Genomic DNA, 14,966 nt, shown 5'->3' with positions numbered 1-14,966 from the left:
GTGGCCGATGGCGGGGCGGGCGGTGCGGTGGTTGGCGGTGCCAGGGCTGACTGTGCGGTGGCTGACGGAGGCATCGCTGGCGGTGCCGGGGCTGACGGTGCGATGGCGGACGGTGCCGTGGTGGGCGGCCGGGTGGGCGGCCGGGCTGGCGGTGCGGTGGTTCTAGGTCGCCGTGGCCGAGGACAGGAGGCAGTCGAGGACGCGGACGGCGGCGGACTTGTCGAGGGGGTCGTTGCCGTTGCCGCACTTGGGCGACTGCACGCAGGACGGGCAGCCGGAGTCGCAGTCGCAGGATGCGATGGCCTCGCGGGTGGCGGTGAGCCAGGTGCGGGCGGTGTGGAAGGCGCGTTCGGCGAAGCCCGCACCGCCGGAGTGGCCGTCGTAGACGAAGACCGTGGGAAGCCCGGTGTCGGGGTGCAGCGGGAACGACACGCCGCCGATGTCCCAGCGGTCGCAGGTGGCGAAGAGTGGGAGGAGGCCGATGGAGGCGTGTTCGGCGGCGTGCAGGGCGCCGGGCAGTTCGTCGGGCAGGACGCCGGCGTCGGCGAGCTGGTCCTCGGTGAGGGACCACCAGACCGCGCGGGTGCGCAGGGTGCGTGGCGGCAGGTCGAGCTTGCTCTCGCCGAGCACCTCGCCGGTGATGAGTTTCCGGCGCAGGTAGGACACGACCTGGTGGGTGACCTCTACGGAGCCGAACGACAACCGGGCCGCGCCCCAGGGGAGTTCGGTCTCGGTGGACAGGACGGAGATCGCCGTGGTGTCGCGGGCCATGGTGGAGTACGGCGGCTCGGCCCGCTCGACCAGCGCGACGGAGTCCTCCAGGTCGAGCCGGGTGACGAGGTAGGTGCGGCCGCGGTGCAGGTGGACCGCGCCGTCGTGGACGCTGGTGTGGGCGGCGGAGGCGTCGACGGTACCGAGCAGCCGGCCGGTGCCGGATTCCACGACCTGGATCGGGCGGCCGCCTTCGCCGCGGATGTCGGTGAGGTCGGCGGCGCGTTCCCGGCGGGTCCAGTACCAGCCGCCGGACCGGCGCCGCAGCAGACCGCGGGTCTCCAGCTGTGCCACGAGCGAGGCGGACTCGGGGCCGAAGAGGGCCAGGTCCTCCTCGGTCAGGGGCAGTTCGGCGGCTGCGGCGCACAGGTGCGGGGCGAGGACGTACGGGTTGTCCGGGTCCAGGACGGTGGACTCCACCGGGCGGTCGAACAGCGCCTCGGGATGGTGGACGAGGTAGGTGTCCAGCGGATCGTCCCGGGCGACGAGTACCGCCAGCGCGCCCTCGCCGCCGCGTCCGGCGCGCCCGGCCTGCTGCCACAGGGAGGCCCGGGTGCCCGGGTAGCCGGCCAGCAGGACGGCGTCCAGTCCGGAAACGTCGACGCCGAGTTCGAGGGCGGTGGTGGAGGCCAGGCCGAGCAGCCGGCCGCTGTGCAGATCGCGTTCGAGCGCACGGCGTTCCTCCGGCAGATAACCGCCGCGATAGGCGGCGACCCGGCCCGGAAGTGAGTCGTCGACCTCCGCCAGCCGGTCCTGTGCGAGCAGTGCGATGAGTTCCGCGGCGCGCCGGGAACGGACGAATGCGACGGTGCGGGTGCCGAGCGTGACGAGGTCGGTGAGCAGTTCGGCGGTCTCGGCGGTGGCCGTGCGGCGGACCGGGGCACCGCGTTCGCCGCTCAGCTCGGTGAGGGGCGGTTCCCAGAGGGCGAACACCAGTTCACCGCGCGGTGAGGCGTCGTCGGTGACCTCGACGACCGGCACACCGGTGAGCCGTCGTGCGGCCTCGGCGGGGTCGGCGGCGGTGGCGGAGGCCAGCAGGAAGACGGGATCGGCACCGTAACGGGCGCAGATCCGGCGCAGTCGCCGCAGCACCTGGGCGACGTGCGAACCGAACACGCCGCGATACGTGTGGCACTCGTCGATGACGACGTACCGCAGCTGCCGCAGGAAGGAGGCCCAGCGGGCGTGGCCCGGCAGGATGCCGCGGTGCAGCATGTCGGGGTTGGTCAGCACGTAGGTGCCGTACTGCCGGACCCACTCGCGTTCCTCGAACGGCGTGTCGCCGTCGTAGACGGCCGCGCGCACCGCGGTGCCGAGCGGGGCGGCCAGTTCGGCCACCGCGCGCCGCTGATCGGCGGCGAGGGCTTTCGTGGGGGCGAGGTAGAGCGCGGTCGCTCCCCGGCCGGTCACCCGCGCCCGCGCGCCGCCGGCCGACTTCGCGCCGTCGGGCACGGCGCCCTGCAGGGGGCGCGCGCCGGTGCCCGTAGCGCCGTCGGCACCCGACCGGCTCCTTCTGCCGCCCGCACCGGCCGCGCTCCCCGCGCCCGGCGCGTCGTCGGAATCGGCCCCGCCCGACACGCTTCCCCCGCCCGACACGCCGTCCGCGCCCGACACGTTCCCCGCACCCGGCGCGCCGCTCCAGCTCGACACGCCGTCGGCGCCGTCCGCCGCGCCGCCGTCCCCGCCTGCCGGGCCGTCTCCGCCCGCTGCGCCCGGATCGCCACCGTTTGTCGCCCCGGCGTCAACCTGCGTAACGGCGTCACTCTCGATGGCCGCAGAAGTTTCCGTGGTCTCCGCCTCCGCGGCGTGCGCGGTGCCGGCGTCAGGCGTCGAACCGCTGTCGTTCGCCGCGCGGCCACCGCCCGCCGCTACGCCGCTGTCGCCCGCCACGCCGGCGTCGACCGTCGGACCGACACCCTCCGCCACGCCGGCGCCATCCGTTATTTCGGCGTCACCCGTTCCGACCTCGGCGACCCCGTTGACGCGGCCGACCCCGTCGACGCCACCGACCTCACCGCTCTCACCGACCCGATCGACCCCAGCGACCAGACCGACCCCACTGACCCCGTTGACCTCCTCGCTCGCCACGCCGGCCTCGTGAGGGGCCGTTGAGCGGGAGCGGGAGGTGCGGGGAGGTCGGGAGGGGCGGGCTGCGGCGTCGGCGCCGTCCAGGAGGGCGCTGAGGACCGGGACGAGGTAGGCCAGGGACTTGCCGGAGGCGGTGCCGGTGGCGATGACGACGGATTCGCCCCGGAGTGCGTGGGCCGCGGTGCGGGCCTGGTGCTCCCAGGGGCGGGTGATACCGGCCGCCCGGATGGCATCGATCACTTCCGGGCGGATCTGCTCAGGCCAATCGGCATGCCGTCCCGTTCTTGGGGGCAAGTGCTCCGTATGAGTGACGCGCGCGGCGCGGCCCGCGCCCGACGCGATCCTGTCGAGGACCGTGGAGGGAGCGGGTCGGCCGTGCCGAGGTTGCGGTGCGGGATCGTGGGCCATCGGCACTCAGTGTGTCACCGGTGTGACGGACAAACGCTGTAAGCGTCGTCCTTGCCCGCTGGTAAGTGATTGAATGCCATCGCGGCTGCCGATCCATGGGGGGCGACCGCTCGATGCAAGGTGCTGGAGGTTCCGTGGACCTGTCCCTGTCGACCGAGACCGTTGGCGACCGTACGGTTGTCCGGGTCGGTGGCGAGATTGATGTATACACCGCGCCCAAGCTGCGCGAGCAGTTGGTCGAGCTCGTCAACGACGGCAGCTACCACCTGGTCGTGGACATGGAGGGCGTTGACTTCCTCGACTCCACCGGCCTGGGTGTACTCGTCGGCGGACTCAAGCGAGTGCGCGCCCACGAGGGTTCGCTGCGTCTGGTGTGCAACCAGGAGCGCATTCTGAAGATTTTCCGAATCACCGGTCTGACCAAGGTGTTTCCGATTCACACCTCGGTCGATGAGGCTGTCTCGGCTACGGACTGACGGCGGCGGTGACACGCGGCGGCCGACTGAGGCCGGTCGTCCGCGTGACATCCCGTGTCCGCCCGAGTACGTGAGGCACCCGGGGTCGTCCGCGAGGCGGGCCCCGGGCTCCTGTCGCGCTGCCCTGACCTTCTAGGGAGTCCGTCGATGGCCACCGTTGAGCTGCTGTTCAGCGCCCTGCCCGAACATGTTCGTACCGCCCGCCTGGTGGCGGCCGCGGTCGCCCGCCGAGCGGGGGTGGACGAGGCAGTGCTGGACGAGGTGCGGCTCGCGGTGGGCGAGGCGTGCACCCGAGCCGTCGGGCTGCACCGCATGAACGAGGTGGATCAGCCCGTGCTGGTGCGGCTGACCGAGGAGGAGAAGAAGTTCTCCATCGAGGTCGGCGACGGCATTCCGGCCGGGCCGGGCGCGTCGGGCGGACCCGCCGGAGCCGGTGCGGACGAGGCCGACGACGAGAGCCGCATGGGTCTCGCCGTCATCAGCGGCCTGGTCGACGACGTCGAGGTCACCACCGGACCGGACGGCGGCACGATTCGTATGACCTGGCCGGTGTCACCGGCTGCGGTCCATCAGGTCTGAGCTCTGAGCCGCGAGTCGGCGCTGCGGTTCATCAGTCCGAACCACGTTCGGGTGATTTGCCGTCGCCCGGCAGCGGATCGGCCCGGGGCGACCGGCGTCGCGGTTGCGTGCGCTCAGATTGCCCCGAAGCCCGTCCGGCGCTCAGCCTCTGGCCGTGCCGTGCCGTGCCGTGCCGTGCCGTGCCGTGCCGTGCCGTGCCGTGCCGTGCCGTGCCGTGCCGTGCCGTGCCGTGCCGTGCCGTGCCGTGCCGTGCCGTGCCCGCGTCCCGTATCCGGGGCTCTCCGGGTACCCGTGACGTTGGCGGTTCGGCTCGCGTGCCGGGGCGGACGCGCCGGGCCTCGGTGAGGCGTTTCGCAGACCACGATCCTGATCCGTGCGTCTGCCCTTTCGCATGTCCGGAACCGGTCTGCCACGGGTCCGGCCACCGGTACGCCGTCGGTCCGCCAACCGGTGCCGCGCCGTCGGGCGGGACGGCCCGCGTCGTCCGCTTGCGTGTCGGGCGTACTCGCTCGTCGTGGCGGGAGCGGTTCACGGCTTCGGCCGCCGCGATATCGCCGTAGGTGATGAAGGCAACAACGGGTCCGCCGCCTGGCCGGGTGGTCCGTCGAAGGCGCGTCGGGGGACGAAACTGGCTGGTCGTCAGGGTGGACGTGGGGCAGAAGGGTTGGGTGGGCGGTGCGTCAGGGTGCTGGCGCCGGTACTTGCTGGCGCGGCCGACCTGGCTGGGGCATAACGCGACAATCCCGGTCGTACCATCCGATCAACTCGTGGCCCGACCCCCTTTCGCCGTGTATGTTCCCCGTCCGGAACCACCCACGGAAGGAATCGCCCGGTGATCAAGAAACTCTCGGCCGGTCTGTGCTGCGCCGCGATCGCGACGCTCGCGGTCGCGGGGTGCAGCGACTCGGACGATCAGGTCAACGCGTACGCGAAGAAGGTCTGCGACCAGGTGCAGCCGCAGCAGGCCACCATTCAGCGGGCCACCAGCGCCATCGCCTCGGTCTCCGCGGCCGGGAACAGCCCCGCGCAGGTCCAGCAGACCGACTCGGCCGCCTTCGGGCAGATCGCCGGGGCCTACCAGACGCTCGCCAAGGCGATCCAGGACGCGGGGGCGCCCCCGGTCGACAAGGGCGCGACGCTCCGGAAGAACGCGGTCACCCAGCTCACCGGCATCGCCTCCTCGTACTCCAAGCTCCAGAAGACGGTCCAGGGGCTCGACGCCTCCGACCAGGGAAAGTTCGCCGACGGCCTGAAGACCGTCTCCGACCAGCTCGTCCCGCTCAGCCAGAGCAGCGGCGACGCGCTGACCAAGCTCCAGGCCGGCGACATTGGCAAGGCGATGGCCGGACAGCCCGGCTGCCGCAAGGCCTCCGCCAGCGCCTCCGCGTCCGCCGGCCCGGCGTAACCCCTCCGGCGGCGGATGGCGGGCCCGCCGCCGGGCGGACGCGTTCGCTGCGTGGCGGACGTAGGGCGACGGCGGACGTACCGCGGACGTACGGCCGCGGCGGCGGATGTACAGCGGGATGTACGTCTCCGACGCTGCCCGTATGCCCGTATGCCCGTATGCCCGTATGCCCGTATGCCCGTATGCCCGTATGCCCGTATGCCCGTATGCCCGTATGCCCGGCGCCTGCCGACTCACCGGCGGCCCCGCCACCACGCAGGTCTGACGCGCCCAAGCCAGACCCCCGCGCCAGCCACCCCACGCCCGCGCGCAGCACGCCTCCCCCCAGTCACCCCACGCCCCAGCCCGCACCGGCCTTCGCCCCGCACCGCCAAAGACCCCCGCACCGCCAGAAAGCCCCCCACCGCCAGAAGCCCCACCCCCGCACCGCCAAAGAGCCCCCCCACCGCCAGAAGAACCCCCACCCCCGCAACCCGTCACCCCTCCCTCCCGCGATCCGGGACAATGGGCCCCGTGAGTGCCCAGACCCTCCCCGTGCCCGAGTCCACCCGTACCGCGCGGCTTCGTGACGCGCTGCTGGCGGCCGACTTCACCGCAGACGGATGCCTGGAGCTGCTGGGGGCGACGGCGTATGCCGCGCTGTCGCGCAGTGAGACGGTGCCGGCGCTGCGGGCCACCCGCGGGGACGGGGTGCTGGAGACGCTGGTGCGGCTGTTCCTGCTTCAGCGTTCCGTGCCGAGGCGGGCCGCGGCCGCCGCGTTGCCGCTCCAGGACGTCGTTGACGGCGGCTGGGTGCGGGAGGCGGCCGACGGCGGGGTCGAGGCCACGGTCGACGTGCGGCCGTACGCCGGTGACGAGGGCGAGAACTGGTGGATCGTCTCCGACCTCGGCTGCGCGGTCGGCGGTGCCGGCGGGATCGGCGCCGGTACCGGTGACCGGGACGGCGCGCCCGACCGCTCGCAGTTGGTGCTCGGGGTCGGCGGTGCGTCCACCACGCTGGCCGGCCTGACCGTCCGTACTCCGGTACGCGACGTGCTGGACCTGGGAACCGGTTCCGGCGTCCAGGCGCTGCACGCGGCCGGCCGGGCGAGCCGGGTCACCGCCACCGACGTCAACCCGCGCGCCCTGCGGTTCGCCGAGCTGACGCTCGCGCTGTCCGGCGTGCCGGCCGCCGACCTGCGGCAGGGCAGCCTGTACGAACCGGTGGGGGAGGAGCGGTTCGACCTGATCGTGTCGAATCCGCCGTTCGTCATCTCACCGGGTGAGCGGTTCGTCTACCGCGACGGCGGTATGGCCGGCGACGACCTGTGTCGCACGCTCGTCGGACGATCCGCCGATCATCTGAACGAGGGCGGCTACTGCCAGCTGCTGGCCAACTGGGAGCACGTCGAGGGCGAGGACTGGCGCGAGCGGGTGCGGTCCTGGCTGCCGGCCGGCTGCGACGCGTGGATCGTGCAGCGCGAGGTGCAGGACCCGGCCGCCTACGCCGAGCTGTGGCTGCGCGACGGCGGGGACCACCGCACCGACCCGGCGAGTTACGCCGCGCGGTACGACCACTGGCTGGCGGAGTTCGAACGCCGCAAGGTCAAGGGCGTCGGATTCGGCTGGATCACCGTGCGGAAGACCGGCGCGGACGTGCCGTCGGTGACCGCCGAGGAGTGGCCGCATGCGGTGGAACAGCCGCTGGGCCCGGAGATCGAGCAGTGGTTCGCCCAGCAGGACTTCCTGCGCCGGCACGACGACGCCGCGCTGCTGGCCTGCCGTTTCCGGCTGGCCGAGGAGGTCGTGCAGGAGCAGATCGGGCTGCCGGGCACCGAGGACCCCGAGCACGTGGTGCTGCGCGCCCACCGCGGCATGCGCCGGGCCACCGCCGTCGACACGGTCGGCGCCGGATTCGCCGGAGTGTGTGACGGATCGCTCACCGCGGGCCGGATCGTGGACGCCATCGCCCAGCTTCTCGGGCAGGACCCGGTGGTCCTGCGCGACCGCACCCCGGCGTCCATCCGCTCCCTGGTCGAGCAGGGTTTCCTGGTACCGCTCGACTGATCCGTCCGCCGGGGCGGCTCCGGGGGCGTGTGGGGCGTACCGGCCGGTTCATGGGGCGGGCGGACCGTAAGTCGGGTTACCGTTCGAGTGGCGTTGCGGACTTTTCCCGTTTGACACGGGGGGCTGGGTTACGGTCACACTCCGCAGCGTCACCCTTTCGACCCGGAGAGAAGAGCAGAAGTTGTCCCCGACCACCGACGCCGCTCAGGGCGGCCACCGCCTCGTTATCGTCGAGTCGCCCGCCAAGGCGAAGACGATCAAGAGCTACCTCGGCCCCGGGTACGTGGTCGAGGCCAGCGTCGGACACATCCGTGACCTGCCGAACGGCGCCGCCGAGGTGCCGGAGAAGTACACGGGTGAGGTGCGCCGCCTCGGGGTGGACGTCGAACACGACTTCCAGCCGGTCTACGTCGTCAACAGCGACAAGAAGAGCCAGGTCAAGAAGCTCAAGGACCTGCTGGTCGGCGCCGACGAACTCCTGCTCGCCACCGATGAGGACCGCGAGGGCGAGGCGATCGCCTGGCACCTGCAGGAGGTCCTCAAGCCCAAGGTCCCGGTGCGCCGGATGGTCTTCCACGAGATCACCAAGGACGCCATCCAGGCCGCGGTGCGCAACCCCCGCGAGCTGAACCAGCGCCTGGTCGACGCCCAGGAGACCCGCCGCATCCTCGACCGGCTCTACGGCTACGAGGTCTCCCCGGTGCTGTGGAAGAAGGTCATGCCGAAGCTGTCGGCGGGCCGCGTGCAGTCGGTCGCCACCCGGCTGGTCGTCGAGCGGGAGCGCGAGCGCATCGCGTTCACCTCGGCCGAGTACTGGGACCTGACCGGCACCTTCGCCACCGGCCGCGCCGGTGACGCCGTCGACCCCGGCACCTTCGCCGCCCGGCTGACCTCGGTCGACGGCCGCCGCATCGCCCAGGGCCGCGACTTCGGCTCGACCGGCCGGCTCAAGGACGGCGCGCCGGTGCTCCACCTCGACGAGTCCGCCGCCCGGGCGCTGGCCGCCGCGCTGGCCGACAGCACCTTCGCGGTGCGTTCCGTCGAGTCCAAGCCGTACCGTCGTTCGCCCTACGCGCCGTTCCGTACGACGACCCTCCAGCAGGAGGCGTCCCGCAAGCTGGGCTTCGGCGCCAAGGCCACCATGCAGGTCGCGCAGAAGCTGTACGAAAACGGCTTCATCACGTACATGCGTACGGACTCCACCACGTTGTCGGAGACCGCGATCAAGGCGGCCCGCGCCCAGGTCACCCAGCTGTACGGCGCCGACTACCTGCCGGACAAGCCGCGTACGTACACCGGCAAGGTCAAGAACGCCCAGGAGGCGCACGAGGCGATCCGCCCGTCCGGCGACCGCTTCCGCACCCCGGCCGAGACCCGCCTGACCGGCGACCAGTTCCGCCTGTACGAGCTGATCTGGATGCGTACCGTCGCCTCGCAGATGAAGGACGCGGTCGGGCAGTCCGTCACCGTCAAGGTGGCCGGCCGCGCCGCCGACGGGCGGGAGGCGGAGTTCTCCGCGTCCGGCAAGATCATCACGTTCCACGGCTTCATGAAGGCCTACGTCGAGGGCGCCGACGACCCCAACGCCGAGCTGGACGACCGCGAGCGGCGGCTGCCGCAGGTCACCGAGGGCGACGCGCTGACCGCGGACGAGATCGACGCCGACGGCCACGCCACCAAGCCGCCCGCCCGCTACACCGAGGCGTCGCTGGTCAAGGAGCTGGAGGAGCGCGAGATCGGCCGCCCGTCCACGTACGCGGCGATCCTCGGCACCATCCTCGACCGCGGGTACGTCTTCAAGAAGGGCACCGCGCTCGTCCCGTCCTTCCTGAGCTTCGCGGTCGTCGGCCTGCTGGAGAAGCACTTCGGCCGGCTGGTCGACTACGACTTCACCGCCCGCATGGAGGACGACCTCGACCGGATCGCCCGCGGTGAGGCGCAGTCCGTGCCGTGGCTGCGCCGGTTCTACTTCGGCGAGACCCGGGGCGCCGTGCCCGCCGCGGTCACCGGCGGCGCCGCCGAGGCCGGCAACGGCGACGGCGACCACCTCGGCGGCCTGAAGGAGCTCGTCACCGACCTCGGCGCGATCGACGCCCGTGAGGTGTCCTCCTTCCCGGTCGCCGACGGCATCGTGCTGCGCGTCGGCCGTTACGGCCCGTACGTCGAGCAGACCGTCGAGGGCGAGGAGACCTCCCGCCGCGCCGACGTCCCCGACGAACTGCCGCCGGACGAGTTGACCGTCGAGCTGGCCAGGGAACTGCTGGACAAGCCCAGCGGCGACTTCGAGCTGGGCGTCGACCCGGCGACCGGCCGTCAGATCGTCGCCAAGGACGGCCGGTACGGCCCGTACGTCACCGAGATCCTCCCCGACGACACGCCCAAGACCGGGAAGAACGCCGTCAAGCCGCGCACCGCGTCGCTCCTGAAGTCGATGACGCTCGACACGGTGACGCTGGAGGACGCCCTCAAGCTGATGTCGCTCCCGCGTGTCGTCGGCGCCGACCCGGAGTCCGGTGACGAGATCACCGCGCAGAACGGCCGGTACGGCCCGTACCTGAAGAAGGGCGCCGACTCGCGTTCGATCGGGTCGGAGGAGCAGCTGTTCACCATCACGCTGGAGGAGGCGCTGGCGATCTACGCGCAGCCCAAGCAGCGTGGCCGCGCCGCCGCCAAGCCCCCGCTGAAGGAACTGGGCACCGACCCGGTCAGCGAGAAGCCGGTGGTGGTCAAGGACGGCCGGTTCGGGCCGTACGTCACGGACGGCGAGACCAACGCCACGCTGCGCCGCGACGACGACGTGGAGACCATCACGCCCGAGCGCGGCTACGAACTCCTGGCGGACAAGCGCGCCAAGGCGCCGGTGAAGAAGACCGCCAAGAAGGCCCCCGCGAAGAAGGCGCCCGCCAAGAAGGCCCCGGCGAAGACCGCGGCCAAGAAGACGGCCGCCAAGAAGACCGCCACGACCGCGACGGCGAAGAAGACCGCCGCCAAGAAGACGACGGCGTCCAAGCCGTCCGAGTAGCCACGCACGACCGCTGACCCCGGAAACCGGACGGGGGCGCCCCAACTGCGTGGGTGCCCCCTGAAGGACCGTTTCCTCGGGCGCGCCGACGGCTCGTGGACGGCTCACCGACGGCTCATGGACGGCCTGCGGACGACGCGCCGACAGCCTGCCGACGGCCCGCGGAGCGCGTGCGCACGGGGTCCGGAACCCTGTCCGGACAGGGTTCCGGACCCCGTGCGGACGGCGATTTGGCGGTATTCCGCCGGTACTCCGCACGGTTTTCTACTTGACCGTCAGGTCACGGTCAGGTATCCGGATCGTCCGGGTGTTCGGCGTGGGCGAATGAGAAGGCCCTTGCCGGTTAGGCTGGCAGGATGACGCGTGCCGAGCAGCCGGGCCAGCCCGACGACTTCACCACCGCACTCGCCGCCGACTCCCGCGAGCGTGCCGTCTCCGCCCTTCTGCGCGTCCCCACCTTGCGCAAACTGTGGACCGCGCACGCCACCGGAGCGGTCGGTGACCGCCTCGGGCTGCTGGCCCTGCTGGCGCTGACCGCCCAGGCGGCCGCCTCCGAACAGGTGCTGGGCGGAGGTTTCCGCGGCATCGGCTTCGCGATCGCGATCGTCTTCGGGCTGCGGCTGCTGGCCGCCGTCCTGTTCGGCGCCGTGCTGCTCGGGCCGCTGTCCACCCTGACCTCGCCACAGGGCGTGCTGGACCGGCGCTGGACGATGATCGGCTCGGACGCCGCACGGCTCGCGCTGTTCGTCGTCGCGCCGCTGTGGATCGACTGGCTGCCGGGCAACGCGCTGACGTGGCTGTTCGTCACCGTCTTCGTCACCGGCCTGGCCGAACGGCTGTGGACGATCGCCAAGGACGGCGCCGCCCCCGCGCTGCTGCCCGCCCAGACCGCCACCGGCGTGCGCCCCGGCCCCGACCACCTCGAAGCGCTGCGCCGCCTCGACCTGCGCACCGGATTCGTCGCGCTGCCGGTCGCCGCCGCCGGGCTGGTCGCCGCCGCGCTGCTCAACAGCCTGCTGGGCGTGTGGTCGGTCTGGTTCGCCGCCCACCAGGTCGCGATGGTCTCCTACGTCGCCGCCGGCCTGTTCGCCGCCTGCGTGGCGGTCCTGTACTTCATCGAACTGCCCGACGTCGTCACCCCCCGGCCGCGCTCGCCGCTGGAGGGCCTGCGCCGCCCCAAGGGCCCGGCCGGCGCCGAGAGCGGCCGGACGAACGCGCTGCCCACGCTGGTGCTCGCCTGCGCCGCGGTGGCCGGCGCGATCGCCGCCGCCACCTCGGTCGCCGTCCTGCACGCCACCGCCCTCGGCGGCGGCCCGACCGCCTTCGGCCTGCTGGTGCTGGCGCTGACCGGCGGCACGGTCTGGGGCATCCGCACCGCCGGAAGCCTGCTGCCCGGCCTGTCGCGCCGCCGCCTGATGGGCCTGGCGATCGCGGTGTCCGGCATCGCGCTGCTGCTCACGGGCCTGGTGCCCGACCCCACCACGGTGCTGCTGCTGTCGTTGCTGGCCGGCTACGCGGCCGGGGTGGCCGCCAACACCGGTCACGTGCTGATCGACCAGGAGGCCGAGGAGGCCCGCAGGGGGCGCACCACCGCCCACCTGCACGCCGTCGTACGCCTCGCGCTGGCCGTCGCCGCGGTGGCCGGCCCCCTGGTCGCCGCCGCCATCGGCCCGCACCGGGTGGTCAACGGCTCGTTCACCTTCAGCCACGGCGGCGCCGCGTTCACCCTGATGCTGGTCGGCGCGCTGCTGCTGCCGGTCGCCGCGCTGGTGATCGGCAAGCTCGACGACCGGCAGGGCGTCCCGATCCGCCGCGACCTGCGCGAGGCCCTGCGCGGCGGCGAACCGGCGGTCGGGCCCGCCGCGACCGGCTTCTTCCTCGCCGTCGAAGGCGGTGACGGCGCCGGCAAGTCCACCCAGGCGGAGGCGCTGGCGGAGTGGATCCGCGCCAAGGGCCACGAGGTCGTCGTCACCCGCGAACCCGGCGCCACCGCGCTCGGCAAGCGCCTGCGGTCCATCCTGCTGGACGTCTCCAGCACCGGTATCTCCGACCGCGCCGAGGCCCTGCTGTACGCGGCCGACCGCGCCGAGCACGTCGACAGCGTCGTGCGCCCGGCCCTGGAACGCGGCGCCATCGTCATCACCGACCGCTACATCGACTCCTCCGTCGCCTACCAGGGCGCCGGCCGCGACCTGGCGCCCACCGAGATCGCCCGGATCTCCCGCTGGGCCACCGGCGGCCTCGTTCCGCACCTCACCGTGCTGCTGGACATCGCGCCGGACGCCGCCCGCGAGCGCTTCACCGAGGCGCCCGACCGCCTGGAGTCCGAGCCCGCCGAGTTCCACGACCGCGTCCGCCGCGGCTTCCTGACGCTGGCCGCCGCCGACCCCTCGCGCTACCTCGTGCTGGACGCCGCCCAGGAACCGGAGACGGTCACCCGGCTCGCCCGGCACCGGCTCGACCAGGTGCTGCCGCTGTCGGAGCAGGAGATCGAGGCCCGCGCCGAGGCCGAGCGCCGTGCCGCCGAGGAGATCCGCAAGCGCGCCGAGGAGGAGGCCGCCGCCAAGGCCGAGGCCGAACGCCTGGAGCAGGAACGCCAGGAGCAGCTGGCCCGGCTGCGCGCCGAGGAGCAGGAGCAGCGCCGCCTCGCCGAGGAGCAGCGGGAGCGCGAGGAGGCCGAACGGCAGGCCGAACAGCAGGCCGAGCAGGCCCGCCAGCGCGCCGAGGAAGCCCGCCTGCGTGCCGAGGAGGAACAGCGCCTCGCCGCGGAGGAGCGGGCCCGCCGCGACGCCGCGGAGGCCGCCCGTGCCGAGGAGCAGCGCCGGCTGGCCGAGGAGGGCCGCCTGCGCCAGGAGGCCGCCGACGCCGCCCGCGCCGACGAGGCCCGCCGCCTCGCGGCGGACGAACGCGCCCGCCGCGACGCCGAACAGGCCGCCCGCGCCGAGGAGCAGGAACGCCTGCGCCGCCAGAAGGCCGAGCAGGACCGGCTGCGCGCCGAGGCCCAGGCGGTCCGGCTGGACAAGCAGCGCAAGTCGGAGGAAGCCCTGCTGCGCGCCGAACGCGGCCGCGAGGAATCCCGCCCGGCCGCCGAACCCGGTACACGTACCGATGCCGGTCCCGCGGCGGACTCTCCGTCCGACACGCCGTCGGACGCGGTGCCCGACACCACGGACACGCCGGAATCACCCGGTAATACGTCACGAAACGCCTCCACCGGCCGGTTCGACGACGCCACGACGACCATCAACGTGGTTCCGCCGGTCCCGGGCAACGCCGAGACCCGCACCATCGAGACCCCCCAGCCGCAGACGCCGGGCGAACCGACCGACGCCGTCCCGCGCCGCCACGACGACGTCACGCGAACGCTGGAGACGCCGCGGCCGGACAGCACGATGACCGTGCAGACGCCGCAGGTCCCGCAGGCGCCGTCCGACAACACCCGGACCGTCGAGGTCCCCCAGCCGTCGGACGCCGAGAAGACCACCGTCATGCCGCGCGTTCCGGCGGCCGATCCGCGGGTACAGCCGCACGACGCCGAGCGCACCACCGTGATGCCCCGGATCACCGAGGACGGCACGCCCGCCGCCCACGACGACGCGCCGGCCGACCGGGTGCCGTCCTGGCTGTTCCGCGACGAGGAGGGCCACACCGCCGGCGCCGGCTACGGCTACGGCTCGGTGTCCGCCACCGGCCCGGACGCACCCGTCGACGACCGCACGCGCGAGCTGCCGCAGATCGCCGACGCGGACTCGTCCGGTACCCCGCGCAAGCGGCCGCGGCCCAGCTGGGCCGAGGAGACCCCGCTGGACGACCTGCCGTCCCTCGCCGACGAACTGCTCGGCCCGCACCACTCCCTCGACGACTACGAGCCCTACGACCGCGACAACCGGGACGACACCGACCCCGGCAAGGGCGGCGGAGGCCGCAGGCGCCGCCGCTGACCGGGTCCCCGGACCCGTCCGCACGTGAAGCGGGCCCCGTCGCCTCGGCGCCGGGGCCCGTTGTCAGTGGGGTGGTCGATGATGGTGCCGTCGGCGACGCCGGGACGTGTCCGGGCGCTGTCGGCGGGAGCGGCACGGCCTCGGGGCTGCGCGTGCGGCTACGCCCGGGCGGGTTCCGGGCGCGGTGGCGGCGTGCGGAACCCCGGCGGTCGCGGCGCGTTGGACCGGGC

The 14,966-nt window shown here is 73.2% G+C and carries 8 protein-coding genes; 7 read left to right on the top strand and 1 reads right to left on the bottom strand.

Annotation, left to right across the window (positions count from 1 at the left end):
* Nucleotides 1-37: 37 nt before the first annotated feature.
* The gene (locus tag POF43_RS09575; RefSeq protein ID WP_271325623.1) at nucleotides 38-166 is read left to right on the top strand and encodes a hypothetical protein; all 129 of its coding nucleotides are present in this window, start codon (nucleotides 38-40) and stop codon (nucleotides 164-166) included.
* Here the strand turns inward: POF43_RS09575 and sftH are convergent.
* Nucleotides 163-3,099, bottom strand: a complete 2,937-nt coding sequence (gene sftH / locus POF43_RS09570) for a DEAD/DEAH box helicase (RefSeq protein WP_282704502.1) — start codon at nucleotides 3,097-3,099, stop codon at nucleotides 163-165. The genes POF43_RS09575 and sftH overlap by 4 nt on opposite strands.
* Nucleotides 3,100-3,401: 302 nt before the next feature.
* Between sftH and bldG the strand changes: the two genes are divergently transcribed.
* The 6 genes from bldG to tmk all read left to right on the top strand — a co-directional run bounded on the left by bldG (nucleotide 3,402) and on the right by tmk (nucleotide 14,736).
* Entirely contained in the window at nucleotides 3,402-3,743 is a 342-nt protein-coding gene (gene bldG, locus POF43_RS09565) for an anti-sigma factor antagonist BldG (protein WP_271317203.1), read from the top strand.
* A gap of 147 nt (nucleotides 3,744-3,890) precedes the next feature.
* Nucleotides 3,891-4,322: an ATP-binding protein gene (locus POF43_RS09560; protein ID WP_271317202.1), complete on the top strand. Its 432-nt coding sequence runs from the start codon at nucleotides 3,891-3,893 to the stop codon at nucleotides 4,320-4,322.
* Between the two features lie 832 nt (nucleotides 4,323-5,154).
* Nucleotides 5,155-5,727, top strand: coding sequence for a small secreted protein (locus tag POF43_RS09555; protein WP_271318807.1), 573 nt, complete (start codon nucleotides 5,155-5,157; stop codon nucleotides 5,725-5,727).
* A 504-nt stretch (nucleotides 5,728-6,231) separates the two neighbouring features.
* Complete coding sequence (locus POF43_RS09550) at nucleotides 6,232-7,773, top strand: DUF7059 domain-containing protein (protein WP_282704501.1); 1,542 nt, start codon at nucleotides 6,232-6,234, stop codon at nucleotides 7,771-7,773.
* 181 nt (nucleotides 7,774-7,954) lie between these two features.
* Nucleotides 7,955-10,795, top strand: coding sequence for a type I DNA topoisomerase (gene topA / locus POF43_RS09545; RefSeq protein WP_271323935.1), 2,841 nt, complete (start codon nucleotides 7,955-7,957; stop codon nucleotides 10,793-10,795).
* A gap of 356 nt (nucleotides 10,796-11,151) precedes the next feature.
* Complete coding sequence (gene tmk, locus POF43_RS09540; protein ID WP_271323934.1) at nucleotides 11,152-14,736, top strand: dTMP kinase; 3,585 nt, start codon at nucleotides 11,152-11,154, stop codon at nucleotides 14,734-14,736.
* The last annotated feature ends 230 nt before the right edge of the window (nucleotides 14,737-14,966 follow it).

This window comes from Streptantibioticus silvisoli (genome assembly GCF_027947535.2).
In the GTDB taxonomy this organism is placed as follows: domain Bacteria; phylum Actinomycetota; class Actinomycetes; order Streptomycetales; family Streptomycetaceae; genus Streptantibioticus_C; species Streptantibioticus_C silvisoli.
The sequence above is the reverse complement of the archived record's forward strand: the minus strand, read 5'-3'. Positions and strand labels throughout refer to the sequence as shown.